This window comes from Nitrosospira multiformis, from assembly GCF_900111585.1.
Lineage (GTDB): Bacteria > Pseudomonadota > Gammaproteobacteria > Burkholderiales > Nitrosomonadaceae > Nitrosospira > Nitrosospira multiformis_B.
Genome location: NZ_FOHI01000003.1, coordinates 348,017 through 364,154 on the forward strand (window position 1 = coordinate 348,017; position 16,138 = coordinate 364,154).

Annotated in this window: 12 protein-coding genes; 8 read left to right on the forward strand and 4 right to left on the reverse strand. The window is 56.0% G+C overall.

The genetic code is table 11. From position 1 onward, the window contains the following. Positions 1-70 precede the first annotated feature (70 nt). Positions 71-271 (forward strand): hypothetical protein, encoded by a 201-nt coding sequence (locus BMW46_RS06990; protein WP_074706445.1) that lies wholly within the window; start codon positions 71-73, stop codon positions 269-271. A 58-nt stretch (positions 272-329) separates the two neighbouring features. On the opposite strand, the gene BMW46_RS06995 is transcribed toward BMW46_RS06990, so the two are convergent. From BMW46_RS06995 to BMW46_RS07005, 3 genes are all read right to left on the reverse strand, one after another. Further along, positions 330-791, reverse strand: coding sequence for a ferritin-like domain-containing protein (locus BMW46_RS06995; RefSeq protein WP_074706448.1), 462 nt, complete (start codon positions 789-791; stop codon positions 330-332). Between the two features lie 51 nt (positions 792-842). Further along, positions 843-1,445 (reverse strand): peroxiredoxin, encoded by a 603-nt coding sequence (locus tag BMW46_RS07000; RefSeq protein WP_074706450.1) that lies wholly within the window; start codon positions 1,443-1,445, stop codon positions 843-845. A 485-nt stretch (positions 1,446-1,930) separates the two neighbouring features. Further along, on the reverse strand, positions 1,931-2,704 hold the full coding sequence (locus BMW46_RS07005) for a Crp/Fnr family transcriptional regulator (RefSeq protein WP_074706666.1): 774 nt from the start codon (positions 2,702-2,704) through the stop codon (positions 1,931-1,933). 522 nt (positions 2,705-3,226) lie between these two features. Between BMW46_RS07005 and BMW46_RS07010 the strand changes: the two genes are divergently transcribed. Continuing rightward, positions 3,227-3,640, forward strand: coding sequence for a response regulator (locus BMW46_RS07010; RefSeq protein WP_074706452.1), 414 nt, complete (start codon positions 3,227-3,229; stop codon positions 3,638-3,640). Positions 3,641-3,794: 154 nt separating this feature from the next. On the opposite strand, the gene BMW46_RS07015 is transcribed toward BMW46_RS07010, so the two are convergent. Then, positions 3,795-5,363 carry a bifunctional ADP-dependent NAD(P)H-hydrate dehydratase/NAD(P)H-hydrate epimerase gene (locus BMW46_RS07015; protein WP_074706455.1) on the reverse strand — a complete coding sequence of 523 codons (1,569 nt, stop codon included), beginning with the start codon at positions 5,361-5,363 and terminating at the stop codon, positions 3,795-3,797. Between the two features lie 91 nt (positions 5,364-5,454). Here BMW46_RS07015 and purL point away from each other — a divergent pair, with 91 nt between their 5' ends. The 6 genes from purL (at position 5,455) to BMW46_RS07045 (ending at position 16,124) form a co-directional block, all read left to right on the forward strand. Beyond that, complete coding sequence (gene purL / locus BMW46_RS07020; RefSeq protein WP_074706668.1) at positions 5,455-9,489, forward strand: phosphoribosylformylglycinamidine synthase; 4,035 nt, start codon at positions 5,455-5,457, stop codon at positions 9,487-9,489. 117 nt (positions 9,490-9,606) lie between these two features. Further along, on the forward strand, positions 9,607-10,905 hold the full coding sequence (locus BMW46_RS07025) for a ChaN family lipoprotein (protein WP_074706671.1): 1,299 nt from the start codon (positions 9,607-9,609) through the stop codon (positions 10,903-10,905). A 38-nt stretch (positions 10,906-10,943) separates the two neighbouring features. Continuing rightward, positions 10,944-13,067, forward strand: coding sequence for a M1 family metallopeptidase (locus BMW46_RS07030; RefSeq protein WP_074706458.1), 2,124 nt, complete (start codon positions 10,944-10,946; stop codon positions 13,065-13,067). 167 nt (positions 13,068-13,234) lie between these two features. Next, complete coding sequence (gene ndk / locus BMW46_RS07035; RefSeq protein ID WP_074706461.1) at positions 13,235-13,660, forward strand: nucleoside-diphosphate kinase; 426 nt, start codon at positions 13,235-13,237, stop codon at positions 13,658-13,660. 19 nt (positions 13,661-13,679) lie between these two features. Further along, a complete protein-coding gene (gene rlmN / locus BMW46_RS07040; RefSeq protein WP_074706463.1) occupies positions 13,680-14,777 on the forward strand; it encodes a dual-specificity RNA methyltransferase RlmN in 1,098 nt (365 codons plus the stop codon). A 108-nt stretch (positions 14,778-14,885) separates the two neighbouring features. Beyond that, positions 14,886-16,124 carry a RodZ domain-containing protein gene (locus tag BMW46_RS07045; RefSeq protein ID WP_074706465.1) on the forward strand — a complete coding sequence of 413 codons (1,239 nt, stop codon included), beginning with the start codon at positions 14,886-14,888 and terminating at the stop codon, positions 16,122-16,124. Positions 16,125-16,138 lie beyond the last annotated feature (14 nt).

Consider the following 16,138-nt stretch of genomic DNA (forward strand, 5'->3'; position numbering starts at 1 on the left):
CTACCTTGCCCAGCTTTGAAGCTCCGGTGCTCCCTGTGTTTACACGTCTATCCGGATCCAGGAGGAGTGTATGAGTCTGGCTGATGTAATATTGCAACCATTCCTTTCCCTGACATCCGCCGATGTGGCGGAGCAAGATCCCCTTTCTTCATTGACCGAATTCTACCAATTCGATCAAGGCGATCAGGACCTGGATGAGGACGAAAGTGAAATTGACCTGATGATTCAGCTAAGCGGAATGGTTTACAGCCCTGAGAAAGGCGAGGAGTAAGGCAATCTGCATCGCTTTTAACCGGGAATGATTCCAGGAGGAATCAATTCCTGCGTACCTAACTCTTGGGCGTTTCGTACACGCCTGTTTTTCCCGTTCTCCGCAACATCTTGTTGACTTCGTCCGCATGCATTTCCTCTTCGACGACAAGGCCACGCGCATAATCCTCCAGCAGCACTGACTTGCCCTGGGTCAGCTCCAGCAGTTCGTAGTAGGCGGTGAGCGACTGGTTCTCATGCTCCAGCGATTCCCGCAGAATATCGCCGATGTCATGCACGTGCGTTTCCAGCAGAGATCCGATCCCAAGCGAAGGATAGCCTCCCAGTAACGTGACGAGTTCTCCGGCTCTATGCGCGTGGAGCAATCCTTCTTCAGCCTGCTTCTTGAGCCATTCCACCACTGGAATCCGGTTGTAGCCGAAGACCATCAATGAATAATGCGTGTATCGCACTACTCCGGCAAGCTCGAGCTCCATGATTCGGTTCAGCAGCGCGATCGCCTTGTCTTTATCGAAATCCATGTGTTTCACCTTTATGGTTACAGGAGTTCAAGGAGGTACAGGTTTGTTGCGTCAGAGCGCTTCGCCATGGCTTTCCAGATATTCCGCCACACCCTCGGGGCTGGCTTTCATTCCCGGTTCACCTGCTTTCCACCCAGCCGGACACACCTCTCCATGGCTTTCGTGAAATTGCAGGGCATCGACCATGCGCAGCATTTCGTCCACATCACGCCCCAGGGGCAGGTCATTAACGACTTCATGACGCACGATGCCGTTTTTATCTATCAGGAAAGAGGCGCGCAGGGCAACGTGGTCCGGGTGAGCAATGCCGTAAGCATGCATGATGTCTCCCCCTACGTCGGATACCAGCGTGATTCCCACCGGACCAATGCCGCCTTTGTCGACAGGGGTGTTGCGCCAGGCGTAGTGGGTGAACTGGGAATCCACCGAGACTCCAATCACTTCCACATTGCGCTTGTGAAACTCCTCTGCGCGATGCGAGTGCGCGATGATTTCGGAGGGACAGACAAAGGTGAAATCCAGGGGATAAAAGAACAATACGGCATATTTGCCAGCAATTTGCGCATGAAAGTTGAAGTTGTCATTGAAGGTGCCATCTGCTAGAACAGCAGGTTTGGTGAAGTCGGGTGCAGGGTGTGTAACAAGCACTGCCATCTTGAATCTCCTTATTCATCATGAATCATGAAAACTGCCACATCTTCCGCCACATTTCGTTGCACCCTGGACATGCCACCTTCCTGCTGTTGCTTCTGCTTTTGAGGAGGGAAACAGAACAGCAGTAGTAGATAGGAAGAACGATGAGGCGCTGCGGCAAAAAAGAAAGACCCGAAATTGAAAGACAGAGGCCAATCCGGCTAACGAGACAGTGTTGCCTATAAATTCCATTTCTATCCAGGCACTGATCTGATCGCCTCTATCCCCTTATCGATCGGGATCAACACGACCTTTATAGCTCTGTTTCAATTTTCTTTCTGTGCGGCAGCCCGCATACATGGCAAATTCTCCCTCTTATGGCAGATTGTGATGGCTGGGATTGGGTGATTCATTACACCAGGGCAGGAAGACAGACTTGCATCCATTAAACTTTCAATTTCTGTTGAAATGTACAGAGCGGAACCAGTCAAATATGGGGGGTGATACTACAGAAGTGGCAGTGTCTTTCTGGGTGACCGATTGCCTTGACTTGATTCCGGCTTCCGCATGTCATCAAGCGCCTGGTCAAATTCCTTCTTTATTGTTTCATAGCATTCGCATGCCCCTGTTTCCAGCCCGGCCCGGTTAAGTACCGTAATATGGCCCCGATGGTAGCGAATAATTCCCCTTCGTTGTAATTTTCCCGCAACTCCTGCAACGCTTTTCCGGCTTACCCCAAGAGCATTGGCGATCAATTCCTGAGTCATGCTCATTTCGCTGGAGTCAAGGCGATCCAACGTTAACAGGAACCACCGGCATAGCTGCTGCTGGATTGTATGATATCGATTACACACCCCGATCTGGGCGATCTGTGTAATAAGCGCCTGACTGTAACGCAGCAATATCCATTGTAGCAATCCTCCCCTGTTGAGTTCCTGTAGCAGAAATGCGGCCTTCAGGCGGTAGGCAAAGCCTGGGATTTGAACTGTTGCCCGGCTGCTGGTGGTTTCGCCTCCCATGAACAACGAGACTCCAAGCATGCCTTCCCTTCCTACGTTTGCGATTTCCAACGAGGCGCCATTTTCCAGAATGTAATGGAGGGAAATAATGGCTGAAGCGGGAAAGTAGACGTAAGGAAGCTGATCTCCTGCTTCGCAGAGAGTCTCTCCAGGCAGCATATGGATCAGCTCCAGATACGGTATTAGATCGCCAAGTTCCCTTGCCGGCAAAGCGGCGAGGAGATGGTTCTGGCTGGGGTGGTGCAGGGGAGAAATGAGCATGGGGCATATTATTTCTTTTTTCGCACTTTTCTCCATTGGACTGAAGTACACTCCGAAGCCCCGTCCCGGTGCACAAGGGCGAGGCCCTGATTTCTGTTGCTCAAGCTCATTAATTATGCAAGCGTCCGAAAAGTTCAGGGAAAAGCCGGGGGACAATAGGAAGTGAAGAGCCAGAGGCTAAGTGCTGGGGCAAGCAAGTTTCCGACAAAATCCAAAAGGAATATGGAATATGGGGAATATGAGAAATATGGAGACGCCGGGAAAGCTGTAAGGGATCGGTAGATAAGCTTTAAGTCAATTTTCCAGGCAGCGGCCTCTCAAACCTGCTTTGGGTTTTTGTTTATTACCCCAGCCTTTAACTTTCATTCTTACCCTGCTTTGACTGCTTCAGGGTGCCTATGTGGGAAAACGAACAGAACGGAACGGGGAATGAGTAATAAATCATACCCAAGTGGCTCAGTTTCCATTAACTGAGAGAAGATCTCATGGATAAAACCAGGGGATAAAACCAGGAAAACTGTCATGAAGGTAACCAACAAGCCAATTCTCCTGGTCGAAGATGACCAGGTGGACATGATGTCCGTAACCCGCGCTCTCAAGCAGATTCACGTTAGCAATAAGATCGTGTACCGGGAGAACGGCGAGGATGGATTGAACTACCTCGAGGACGAAACCAATGATAAACCTTGCATCATTCTGCTGGATTTGAACATGCCCATCATGAACGGCATCGAATTCCTAGAAGCGGTAAAGAGCGATGACAGGTTTAGGCGTATTCCGGTAGTGGTTCTGACGACATCGGATGAACAGCAGGACAAGGTAAACAGTTTCGATTTCGGCGTAGCTGGATATATGGCAAAGCCGGTTGACTACTGGCAATTCGTCGAGGTCATAAGATCAATCGATGCATATTGGACCATCAGCGAAATGCCATAGCGCATTTGCGCCAGGTACTACGCCTGAGACCGTGGCGAATAGCACTGACAACTGAAGAGTCGGCAGGCCGAGGCATTGCGGCTTTCGCAATGTGGCCGGAAAGGCACCTTGAATCGGGGGCGTTTTGGGATTTTTTGGTGATTCTTTGGTGCATTCAGCCCTCTTCCTGGTGAAGCGTCGGAACAGAAGTAACGGCAATCCATTGGTTCAACAGGTTCCGGGCGGCGTTGGGAATTTCGGACGCGGTCATTCCAATGCAGCCGCCATACTGCTTCTGCAATACGTCGGCAGCCGCTCCGTGCAGATATACAGCAGCGAGCAGCGCATTTTCCGGGCTCGATTGCTGTGCCAGAAAGGCGCCAATCATCCCGGAGAGGATGTCGCCCGTTCCTGCACTGCTTAAGCCGGGATTTCCACTTGTGTTGATGAAGCGTCTGCCGTCCGGCATCGCGCACACGCTGCCTGCGCCTTTCAACACGATCCAGCAGTTAAAACGCTGCGCCAGCTCCGCAGCGGCTGCCATCCGGTCCTGTTGCACGGAAGTCGTGGTGCTTTGCAGCAGGCGCGCAGCTTCGGCCGGATGAGGAGTGAGAATGGAAGGCGCATTGCGTTCGCGCAACCGTTCCCGCAGCAATTCCGCTATTTCGGAATGCGAGGCAACAAGATTCAAGCCATCTGCATCGAGAACCAGTGGCAGAGTCGTTTGCAGCGCGCACTTGAGCCAGAAGCATGCAGCGGTTTCTGTTCCCAAACCCGGACCAACCACCAGACAGTTCAGCTGCTTGAGCTTGAACAGATCCTGGATAGGGCGCAGCATCAGTTCCGGCTGGAAGGTGTCGACCCCTGGCGCGTCCGGCGCCATCAATCCCAGGTAAACGCGACCGGCACCCAGTTTCAGCGCCGCGGTACCAGCCAGAAGCGCGGCCCCGACCATGCCGGCTGACCCCCCGATTACCCCGATACTGCCGAACATGCCCTTATGACTGTTGGCACGCCGGGGAGGTGGCAGGAGCCGCCGGATGTGAACCTGGTCCATCAGCCACGAATCGGGCTTCCTCAGGGATGAGACGTTGAGATCGAGGTCATGCAAAAAAACTTCCCCGCAATAATCGGGGCCGTCATTCGTGAAGAGGCCAGGTTTCAGGCCAATGAACGTTGCCGTCATGGTCGCGATGACAGCCGCGCCGCACACAGCACCTGCATCGCTGCCCAGACCGCTGGGAATATCAATGGACAGCACCGGCAACTTCATGGCGTTAACGGTATTCACCATAGCCAGATATTTGCCGCCCAGTTCCCGTCCGCCTTGCTGGTCCAGGCCAATACCGAACAAGCCGTCGATCACGGCATCCCATGTTTCATTTTCCGGAATTTCGGAGAGCATCTCAGCACCGGTGGCAACCCAGGCATCCAGCGCCCGCCGCGCATCCTCCGATAACTTTGTCTGCTCGCCGGTAAACACCAGTGTCACTTTGAACCGCCACTCCCGCAGGTGGCGCGCCGCGACAAAGGCATCCCCCCCGTTGTTTCCGGGGCCGGCCAGTACCAGCACGCGGGGTTTATGGGTGGAGAGCAGCCGGTCACGGGCAGTTTCAGCGGCAGCCAGACCGGCTGCTTCCATCAATTGAGGACGATCCGGCAGGGCAGCCGCCAGGTGCTCGATTTCTCTGATCTCAGCCGTGGAGTAAATGGCGGTGGACAGATTGTTCCTGAGCGTGCTCATGCAATCCGCCTATACCGTCTTGCCGGGCTGGGGGCAGCGGGGCTTCTCGTGTAAAATCACGTTCTTTCCCATCATCATCTTTATCTTCCGGATGTTTAGACTTCGTGGCGGCAGTGCGCTTTCTTCTTTCCGGCAGAAAAAACTGACCGCCGCTCTTAAGGTTTCAGTTCCTCAAGTTTCCCATATTTGCGCCGAGTATTGGTATTTTTGCTCGGCGGTGCGCGCGTTGCAGGAAAACGAAATCTCCATTCTGGCTAGGCTGCTCAAGGCGGTACCCGAAGATATCTCATTGAGTGGTACAAGTATCGGTTCGAGCCGGATGCGTGCGGCCTCATCGCAAGGCGAATTGTTTCTGGTCGTGCCAAGACCGGGCACCATCTCCCCATGGTCCACAAAGGCGACCGATATCGCTCATAACTGCGGACTGGATGCCGTGGCGCGACTGGAACGAGGAGTGGTTTATTACGTCGAAACCAGAGAAAAGGTTTCCGACACCGCTAGGCAGTCATTGCTTGGGCTGATACACGACCGCATGACCGAGGCGGTATTCAATTCACTCGACGACGCGGACCGGTTGTTCAGGCATTTCGAACCCCTGCCATTCAATATAGTGGATGTGCTGGAAGGGGGGCGGGACGCGTTGCTGAAGGCGAACAATGAAATGGGGCTTGCACTGTCGCCGGAGGAAATCGACTATTTTGCGGACTACTTCCTGCGGATGGGGCGTAACCCGACAGATGTCGAACTGATGATGTTTGCGCAGGCAAATTCGGAGCATTGCCGTCACAAGATTTTCAACGCGGACTGGGTCATTGATGGTGTGCCCCGGGAAGCTTCCCTGTTTTCGATGATACGTAATACCCATTGGCAGCATCCGGGCGGAACTGTGGTCGCTTACGCTGATAATTCCGCCATCATCGAGGGCGCTGAAATTGCCCGCTTCTATCCCGGTAAAGACAATCGGTACGATTACGCGCAGGAGCAGACCCATATCCTGATGAAAGTGGAGACCCATAATCATCCGACTGCGATCTCACCCTATCCGGGCGCAGCGACCGGTGTGGGGGGCGAAATTCGGGATGAGGGAGCTACTGGCCGGGGGGCTAAACCGAGAGCGGGCCTTAGCGGTTTCTCCGTTTCCAATCTGAATATTCCGGAATTTATTCAACCTTGGGAATTGCAAGGGCCTGCATCGGAGGAACAAACCTACGGTAAACCGGAGCGCATCGCATCCGCCCTGCAGATCATGCTGGAAGGACCCATCGGCGGCGCTGCATTCAACAATGAATTCGGGCGTCCAAACCTGGCCGGCTATTTCCGCACCTTTGAAGAACGTGTGGCAGGTGAAATGCGTGGCTACCACAAGCCCATCATGCTGGCGGGGGGGATAGGCCACATCAGCGGCCGGCATGCGTTCAAGCAGGAATTTGCATCGGACACCCTGCTGGTTCAACTGGGCGGACCGGGAATGCTGATCGGGCTTGGGGGAGGCGCCGCCTCCAGCATGGATACGGGAATAAACGCGGAGGCGCTCGATTTTGATTCCGTCCAGCGCGGCAACCCCGAAATGGAGCGGCGCGCGCAGGAGGTCATCGATTGTTGCTGGCAGATGGAAAGGCGCGGCGAACCCAACCCGATCCTCTCGATTCACGACGTCGGCGCAGGTGGCTTATCGAACGCCCTGCCTGAACTGTTGCATGGTTCCGGTCGCGGTGGACGTATCGATCTGCGGGCGATTCCGTCGGAGGAGCCGGGCATGTCGCCCATGCAGATCTGGAGCAATGAGGCGCAGGAGCGCTATGTTCTTGCGATCAGGCCGGATTCGCTAGAGTTGTTCCGCGCCATTTGCGAGCGTGAGCGCTGCCCCTTCGCCGTAGTCGGCACGGCGACCGTGGAAGAACAGCTTGTTGTCGCCGATCCGTTGTTCGGCAATCAGCCGGTCGCCATGGATCTTTCGGTACTGCTGGGCAAGCCGCCGAAGATGACGCGCGATGTTACGCATATCAGGAAAGCGCTGCCGTCGTTCGATACGGCGGAAGTGAATCTCCGGGAAGCGGCATACCGCGTGCTGCGGCTGCCTGCGGTGGCGGACAAGACTTTTCTGATCAGTATCGGAGACCGTACCGTCGGCGGCATGACTGCACGTGACCAGATGGCGGGACCCTGGCAGGTGCCGGTAGCGGATGTGGCAGTTACCGTGATGGGTTACCACACCTATCTGGGCGAAGCTTTCGCGGTGGGCGAACGTACACCCCTGGCATTGATCGACTCGGCCGCTTCAGCACGCATGGCAGTGGGCGAAGCCATTACCAACATTGCCGCGGCGCAGATCGAGCACCTAGGAGAAATCAAGCTTTCCGCCAACTGGATGGCAGCAGCAGGACATCCTGGGGAGGATGCTGCTCTTTATGATGCAGTGCAAGCCGTGGGAATGGAATTCTGCCCTCAACTGGGAATCAGCATCCCCGTGGGGAAGGATTCGATGTCGATGAAGACTGTCTGGGAAGGCGAGGCCGGGCTTGGCCGATCGATACGAAAAGAAGTGATTGCGCCCCTCTCCTTGATTGTCTCCGCGTTTGCGAGAGTAACGGACGTGCGCAGGACGCTGACGCCTCAGCTGCGCACAGACTGGGGCGAGACAGAACTCATCCTGATCGATCTGGGAGAGGGACGCAATCGTCTGGGCGGTTCTGCCCTTGCTCAGGTTTACAAGCAGGTAGGGGATGCCGCACCCGATATAGCAGGCGTTGAGGGTTCGGTGCGGCTCAAGGGTTTCTTTGCCGCCATACAGCGCCTGAACCGCGAAGGCAGGATCATTGCCTACCACGATCGCTCCGACGGGGGAATGTTTGCCACGCTGTGCGAAATGGCCTTTGCCGGGCATGCCGGCATGACCATCAACCTGGATCAGTTGTGCTTTGATTCGATTGCTAACGATATCGATGGCAGCGAGATGCAGCCTGAAGCGCTGGGTGGAAGGTTCACGGCCAGCCTCATGTCAGTCCTGTTCAATGAAGAGCTGGGGGCTGTCATTCAGACAAGAACAGGGCACCGCCGGGAAGTGCTGAATGTTTTAGCGGATGCGGGCCTGGGCGAGGCGAGTTTTGTCATCGGCAGCGTCAATGACGGGGATGAGATCCGGTTTCTGCGCAATAATAAGGCGGTATTCGCGGAAAAGCGTGTCGACCTGCATCGCGCCTGGTCGGAGACCACCTATCAGATGCAGAAGCTCCGCGACAATCCGGAATGCGCGCAGCAGGAGTATGACCGCATTCTCGATCTGCATGATCCGGGACTGCATGCGGAGCTCACCTTCGATGTGGATAAGGACATCTGCGCACCTTACATTCAGGCAGGGGCGAAACCAAAAATAGCGGTGCTGCGCGAACAGGGCGTGAATGGTCACGTGGAAATGGCAGCCGCTTTCGATCGCGCAGGATTTGCCGTGGTTGACGTGCATATGAGCGATATCATCGAGGGGGGTGTCACCCTCAGGGATTACAAAGGCTTCACCGCGTGTGGAGGGTTTTCTTATGGGGATGTGCTCGGAGCAGGGGAAGGATGGGCCAATTCGATCCTGTTCAATGCGCGCGCCCGCGATGAGTTTGAGGCTTTTTTTGCGCGTGCTGATACCTTTGCCCTTGGTGTATGCAATGGCTGCCAGATGATGAGCAACCTGCGTCAGATTATTCCGGGCGCCGAGCATTGGCCCAGATTTGTGAGAAACAAATCGGAGCAATTCGAGGCACGGTTTGTCATGGTCGAAGCGCAGCACAGTCCATCGCTGTTTTTCGATGGCATGGCGGGCAGCCGCATGCCCATCGCTGTTGCACATGGAGAAGGCTATGCAGAATTTGCGGATGAGAATACTGCCTCAATAGTTTCATCCCTGGTCGCATTGCGTTATGTGGATCATCGGGGTAAGCCGACCGAGCTCTATCCCTTGAATCCCAATGGCTCTCCACAAGGTATCGCTGGCATGACAACTGCCGATGGAAGATTCAGCGTTCTCATGCCGCATCCGGAGCGCGGGTTTCGGGCAGTGCAGCAGTCATGGCATCCCGGCTGGCGCGAGGATGCGCCGTGGATGAGAATGTTCCGCAATGCGCGCAAATGGGTAGATTAACCCGTAGGATTCCCGGTTCTTAATCCGGATTCCTTTGCCCGGATGGGCAGTGCCTGTAGCGCAGCCACGGCGGCACACGTGGGGGCTGCGGGATCGATATCTGATAAGGAGTATCTGTTGAAAATTTTTAAGGCTGTACCGGTTGCGCCTATTTTCGTGTTTCTCGTTTCCACGTTATTCATGGGGGTTTTCCCGGATACTGCCTTCGCGCAGACCAAACCCGCCGCGGAAAAGTACAAGGAGGATGGAGGAGCCAACAAGGAGACGAGCAAGGAAGCAAACAAGGAAGTGAAAGGCGGTGAATGCGCCCCGGTCGCAGTATGGACTGTTCCCGGCTCAGGGAAAATATCCATTACCGATGTTATCGGCCGAGCTGTCCGGCAGGGGGTGGTGTTGCTGGGAGAAGCGCACGATAATCCTGAGCACCACCGCTGGCAGTTGCAGACGCTGGCCGCGTTGCATGCAGAGCGGCCGGACATGGTGATCGGCTTCGAGATGTTTCCACGCAGGGTGCAAAAGGTGCTCGATCAGTGGGTTGCAGGCGAGCTCACCGAGGCCCAGTTTCTCGCTGCTTCCGAGTGGAATACGGTCTGGAGCACCGATGCAGCCATGTACATGCCCCTGTTCCACTTCGCGCGCATGAATCGCGTGCCGATGGTGGCATTGAACATCGATACACGTTTGAGGCGATCGGTTGCGACAAAGGGATTCGCGGGAGTGCCGGAGAATGAACGAGAAGGTGTAACGGCGCCCGCTGAACCGAGCAACGCATACCTCGACTATCTGCTCCCGATCTACGGTGAGCACGATCGCGCAGGCAAGAAAAAGGCGGGCGCCAGTGCGGGTCGTGACGATCCGGATTTTCGACGCTTCGTGGAAGGCCAGCAACTGTGGGATCGGGCGATGGCGCAAGGCATTCATTCCGCATTGGACCGGTCCCAGCGTCCCCTGGTTGTGGGGATCATGGGTTCGGGGCATATCAAATATGGCTACGGTGTTCCACACCAGTTGAAGCATCTGGGAGTGACGGATGTGGGAATGCTGCTTCCCTGGAACAGTGGTACTTCATGTGATCTCCTTACAGCGGACATAGCAGATGCCATATTCGGAACGGCGTTGCCGCCACTGGCGGCGGATGAGCATCCCCGGCAGCGCCTGGGGATCCGCTTCGAGATGGCACAGGACGGGGGCGGCGCGCGCGTGCTGCAAGTGGAGAAGGGCAGCATCGCCGAGAAAGCGGATATACGTGAAAGTGATTTGATCATCGAGGCCGCGGGCTTGCCTGTCAAGCAGCTCAACGATATCGTGGAAATCGTCAAACGGCAGGCGCCGGGAACATGGCTCCCGCTGAAACTCAAGCGCGGCAGTGATACGATGGAGGCTGTCGCAAAGTTTTCTCCGATGTCCAAACGGTGAACATGATGCAAATAATAATGTCTGCAACGAGGCCGATAATGAAAGGGATGCGAAACAGTTGCATCCCCGATTCCGGAAAAGCTGCCAGGACTGTTTCGTATGTGTCGCTCCTGTATGGCTCGCTCCTGATTGTTTGCATAACAGCAATTTTGTTTTTTCCTGCTGCATTTGCCGCGGAAGCGGCGGAATCAGGTTCCGCTCAGGAGGTCTCTCGCATCGATTCTCCGGTCCATTATGACATCCGCGTTCACATCGATCCGCTGGAGCGCACTCTCAAGGGTCGCAGTGTGATCACCGCGAATACCCGAGAGGAACTGACACTTGTGATAGGCCGCCGTTTCGAAGTGCTGAAGGCGCGGGTGGATGACGAGCCGATCGGCCCGTCTGCGACCGTGGGAGCGATGCGGGCCTGGCGTATTCCGGGGGAAGAGAAGCTTCCCCGCCGTATAGAAATAGAGTGGCGAGGGGAACTGTCTCCGCTGGATACCTCGCTCGATCACCGCCAGACACTGGGGCAGAACGAGCCGGTCAGTGGCGAATCGGGTACGTTCCTGCCCGATTCTAGCGGCTGGTACCCGTATCTTGCAGGCGAACTCGCCAGCTATGATTTGAGCATGGAGTTCCCGGCCGGCCAGCGGGGGGTGGTCGCCGGGCGACTTGCGGAGGAATCGGAATCGCCGCAGGGATTTCGCGCACGTTTTGAATTTCCCGCTCCCACCGGCGGGATCGATCTCATGGGCGGCCCCTACATTGTCGAAACCCGGACAAGCCGCAGTGCGGGGGGCAAGCCGATCGTGTTGAGAACCTATTTCCATCGGGAAGTCGCGGACCTTGCAGGAGAGTACCTCGATTCGGTCAAGGAATATATCGATCTTTATGAATCCTGGATCGGCGCCTATCCATTCACGGAGTTCAGCATCGTCTCAAGTCCGACACCGACGGGTTTTGGCATGCCCACGCTCACCTACCTCGGTTTGGAGGTGCTGCGGCTGCCTTTCATTCGCGCAACCTCCCTGGGTCACGAGGTATTGCACAACTGGTGGGGAAACGGCGTGTATCCCGATTATGCAAAAGGCAACTGGTCGGAAGGATTGACCACCTTTATGGCCGATTATGCGTATAAAGAGCGGGAGAGCGATGCAGCGGCGCGGGAAATGCGACAGGGCTGGCTACGCGATTTTGCCGCCCTATCGCCCAGTCAGTATGCGCCACTGAGGAGCTTTACCTCGCGCACGCACGGAGCTTCGCAAATCGTCGGCTACAACAAGGCTGCCATGGTGTTTTTGATGCTGCGCGACCTGCTCGGGCGGGAAACTTTCGATCGCGCACTCCAGACATTCTGGCGCGAACAGCGCTTCCGCGTTGCCTCGTGGGAAGATCTGCAGCGTGCCTTTGAGACTGCTTCCGGCAGGAATCTGCACGTATTCTTCGATCAATGGCTCACTCGCCCCGGTGCGCCAGTCGTGCGATTGACGAAAGCGGTGCGGATGAAGGCAGAGGGGGGAAGCCATCATGTTTCGGTCACGCTCGAACAACCGGCGCCTGCGTATCGGCTGCGGGTACCGATTGCCGTCCGCATCCAGCAAGGCGAAAAAATTCACACCGTCGATTTTGAGAACACGCAGCAAGTGTTTTCCATCGAGACTGACGTCACTCCGCTGGAAGTGATACTTGATCCCGATCTCCGTTTGTTCCGGCATTTGATGCCGCAGGAGGCGACTCCGATCCTGCGTCAGGTGATGGTGAACAAGACAACAGTAACCGTTTTACTGCCCGAAAGCGGACCTGCCCGCGATGCCGCGGAGATTCTGGCGACCAAGCTTCAACATCGCGCGCCAAAACTGATCCCGGGTACGGACAATATGCCGGCCACGCCGACCCTGGTGATAGGCCTCCAGGACCAGGTGGATGCGTGGCTCGCGCGGCACGAGTTGCACAGGCCGGAGGATATGAAGGGTAAAGGCTCGGCCCAGGCCTGGACTACGCGCCTTTCCGACGGTACCACGCTTGCGGTCGTTTCCGCACGCGACATCGAATCACTGACTGCGTTGACCCGGCCATTGCCGCACTATGGCCGCCAGAGCTACGTCGTGTTCGAGGGCGCGAAAGCGGTCAACCGCGGCACATGGCCTACTCGTCCACAGGCGGTGAAACTCGATTGAGAGAGTGGACGAATTCCTCTTTGGCAGGCTTTTTTTCGTTTTACCTTGGTATCTCCAAATGAACCAGGATCGCGTCCTCCACCGCCAGCATATCGGTCCAATTTAGGGACTTTAAGGCTGGTTCTTGTTAGAATAATAAAGATTTACATAATTACTTGGAGTATTTGATGGCTGTCGAGCGAACCCTGTCTATCATCAAGCCGGATGCAGTGGCAAAAAATATAATAGGAGAAATTTACTCCCGCTTTGAACGGAACGGACTGAAAATAGTCGCATCAAGGATGCTGCGTCTATCCCAGGCTGATGCTGAGGGTTTTTATGCAGTCCACCGGGAACGGCCGTTCTTCAATGATCTGGTGAAATTCATGATTTCCGGTCCCGTCATGGTGCAGGTACTGGAAGGTGAGGATGCCATCAGAAAAAACCGGGATCTGATGGGGGCGACCGATCCGAGGAAGGCCGAAAAGGGGACGATTCGGGCAGATTTTGCCGAGAGTATCGATGCGAACGCTGTGCATGGCTCGGATGCGTCCGAAACCGCGGCGGCTGAGATCGCCTATTTTTTTCCGGAACTCAATATTTATTCGCGATAAGGGGGATCACGGCTCAGGTATGAGCATCAATCTTCTGGATTTCGATGCGAAAGGGCTTACCAGTTTCTGTGCGGAAATCGGTGAGAAGCCGTTCCGCGCCCGCCAACTGCTGCGCTGGATACATCGGGCCGGTGAAGCCGATTTCGATGCCATGAGCGACCTCGCGAAAGGATTGCGGGAAAAGCTGTCTGCTGCCGCGGTGATAGAACCACCGAAAGTCATCAGCGATCATACCGCTCCCGATGGTACTCGCAAATGGCTGCTGTCGGTCGGCGCGGGTAATGGAATCGAAACAGTTTACATACCGGAAACGAGCCGGGGGACGCTGTGTATTTCCAGTCAGGTAGGGTGTGCGCTCGCGTGCGCATTTTGTTCCACCGGGAGGCAGGGATTCAACCGTAATCTGACGGTGGCGGAAATCATCGGCCAATTGTGGTGGGCGAATAAAGCGCTGACGGAAACGTTCACGAGTGAGGCGGGACGCGAACGTCCCATCACCAATATAGTCATGATGGGGATGGGGGAGCCGCTGACAAATTTCGAGAATGTAGTGACATCGCTCGACCTGATGCTGGACGACAATGCTTATGGCTTATCACGGCGCCGGGTGACCGTGAGCACGTCGGGAATAATTCCAGCCATGGACCGTCTCCGCGAGCGTTGCCCAGTGGCGCTGGCGGTATCCCTGCATGCTCCCAACGACGCGTTGCGCGATCAATTGGTGCCGATCAACAGGAAATACCCCATCAGGGAACTGCTGGGCGCATGCGAGCGCTATCTTCAATCCGCGCCACGAGATTTCATCACTTTTGAATATGTCATGCTGGATGGCGTGAATGACAGCGTGGCGCAAGCGCGTGAATTGGTGCAACTGGTAAGGGACATTCCCTGCAAGTTAAACCTGATTCCGTTCAATCCTTTTCCTGATTCAGGTTTCAGGCGTTCTTCCGCAAACGCCGTATCCCGCTTTCGCGATGTGTTGATGGAGGCAGGATTGGTGACTACGGTACGCAAGACGCGGGGGGATGATATTGCCGCGGCCTGCGGCCAGCTCGCAGGAAAAGTCCTCGACAAGACACGCCGCGCGCCCCGCAGCATTGCGGAAGCGGCTGGATGAGGCAGGTTCGGGCGTATTTTTCCGGTTGGCAACTGCACCTGGAGATGTGAAGGCGCAAAAGCGATTACCGGATATGAAGCGTCAGGTAACATGAGATGGGGTGAGGGAATGGAAGCTCCTGAAAGTAGCGACATCGAGCAGCATGAGGAACCAAAACAAACCGGAGAGCAGGTTGGCCAAGTGCTGCGCGCTGCGCGGCTGGAGCGCGGTCTGGATATTGAGGACGTTGCGCGGCAGTTACGCTTTGCAGCGCGGCAGGTGACGGCACTCGAAGAGGATGAATACGATAAGCTTGCCGGCGGCCCTTTCCTGCGCGGATTCGTGCGCAATTATGCCAAATTGCTGCAACTGGATGAGGCGCCGTTATTGAAGTTGCTTGAACAGTCGGTTCCTCCTCCGACTGCGCAGGTGGGGCGACCTCCAAGTGAGGAGATCCCTTTCCCCTCCGGGCAGGAGTATCTGAAACGCAACGCGGTCATCGGCGGAGGAATTGTCCTGGCGATCACTCTGCTGGGTTACGTGATCTATAGCGGTGACAAGGCTCCAGTTGCCGAGCAGCCCGACATGGCACTGGAATCGGAGAAAGACACCGAGCAGCCGACTCTTTCATTCCCGTTTGCGCCGCAGGCGCCCACCGCAGAAGCGCCGGAATCCCAAGCTCCCGCACCTTCCGCGCTTGCTCCCGATATGGCTTCCCAGTCAGAGCGGGGTATTGCCGCCATTCAGGAGACAGCACCTTCTGCGGATACGGGCAGAGAGCAGGACACCGTGGCGTCCGCGCATAAAGACGAGGCCGCTGGGAGCGGTACCGAAGCTTCCGCTGGAGAGCCTTTCACTCTGCCTCTTGCGCCGCCACCGGCACCGCACACCGGTCCCACAGCATCGGCAGTTCCAGGGGGGGAGTCCGCCAATGTCGCAGTGACTCCGAAGCCCTCTCAGGGCGCAGTTGCTTCGAAGCCCCCTCAGGGCGCAGTGGCCCCGAGGCCACCTGAGGTCGCAGTTGTTCCGAAGCCGCCTCAAGTCGCGGTTGCTCCGAAGCCACCTGAGGCCGCAGTTGCTCCAAAATCACCTCAGGTCGCAGTGGCTCCGAAGCCACCTCCTGCAAAAGCTGGAATTCGTCTGACGTTTGCCGGGGAGTCATGGGTGCAAGTCAAGGATGGCAGCGGTAAATTGCTTCTCTCAAGAGTCAATCCTCCTGGGAGCGAGCAGGTGCTGCGTGGTAAGCCGCCCTATTCCCTCATGATCGGAAACCCGGGTCAGGTCAAGCTTGTCTATAATAACAGCCCGGTCGATCTCTCGACTTTCGCCAAACTTCCCGGTGGAATGGCACATCTCGTGCTCCAATAGATTTCAATTTCAAC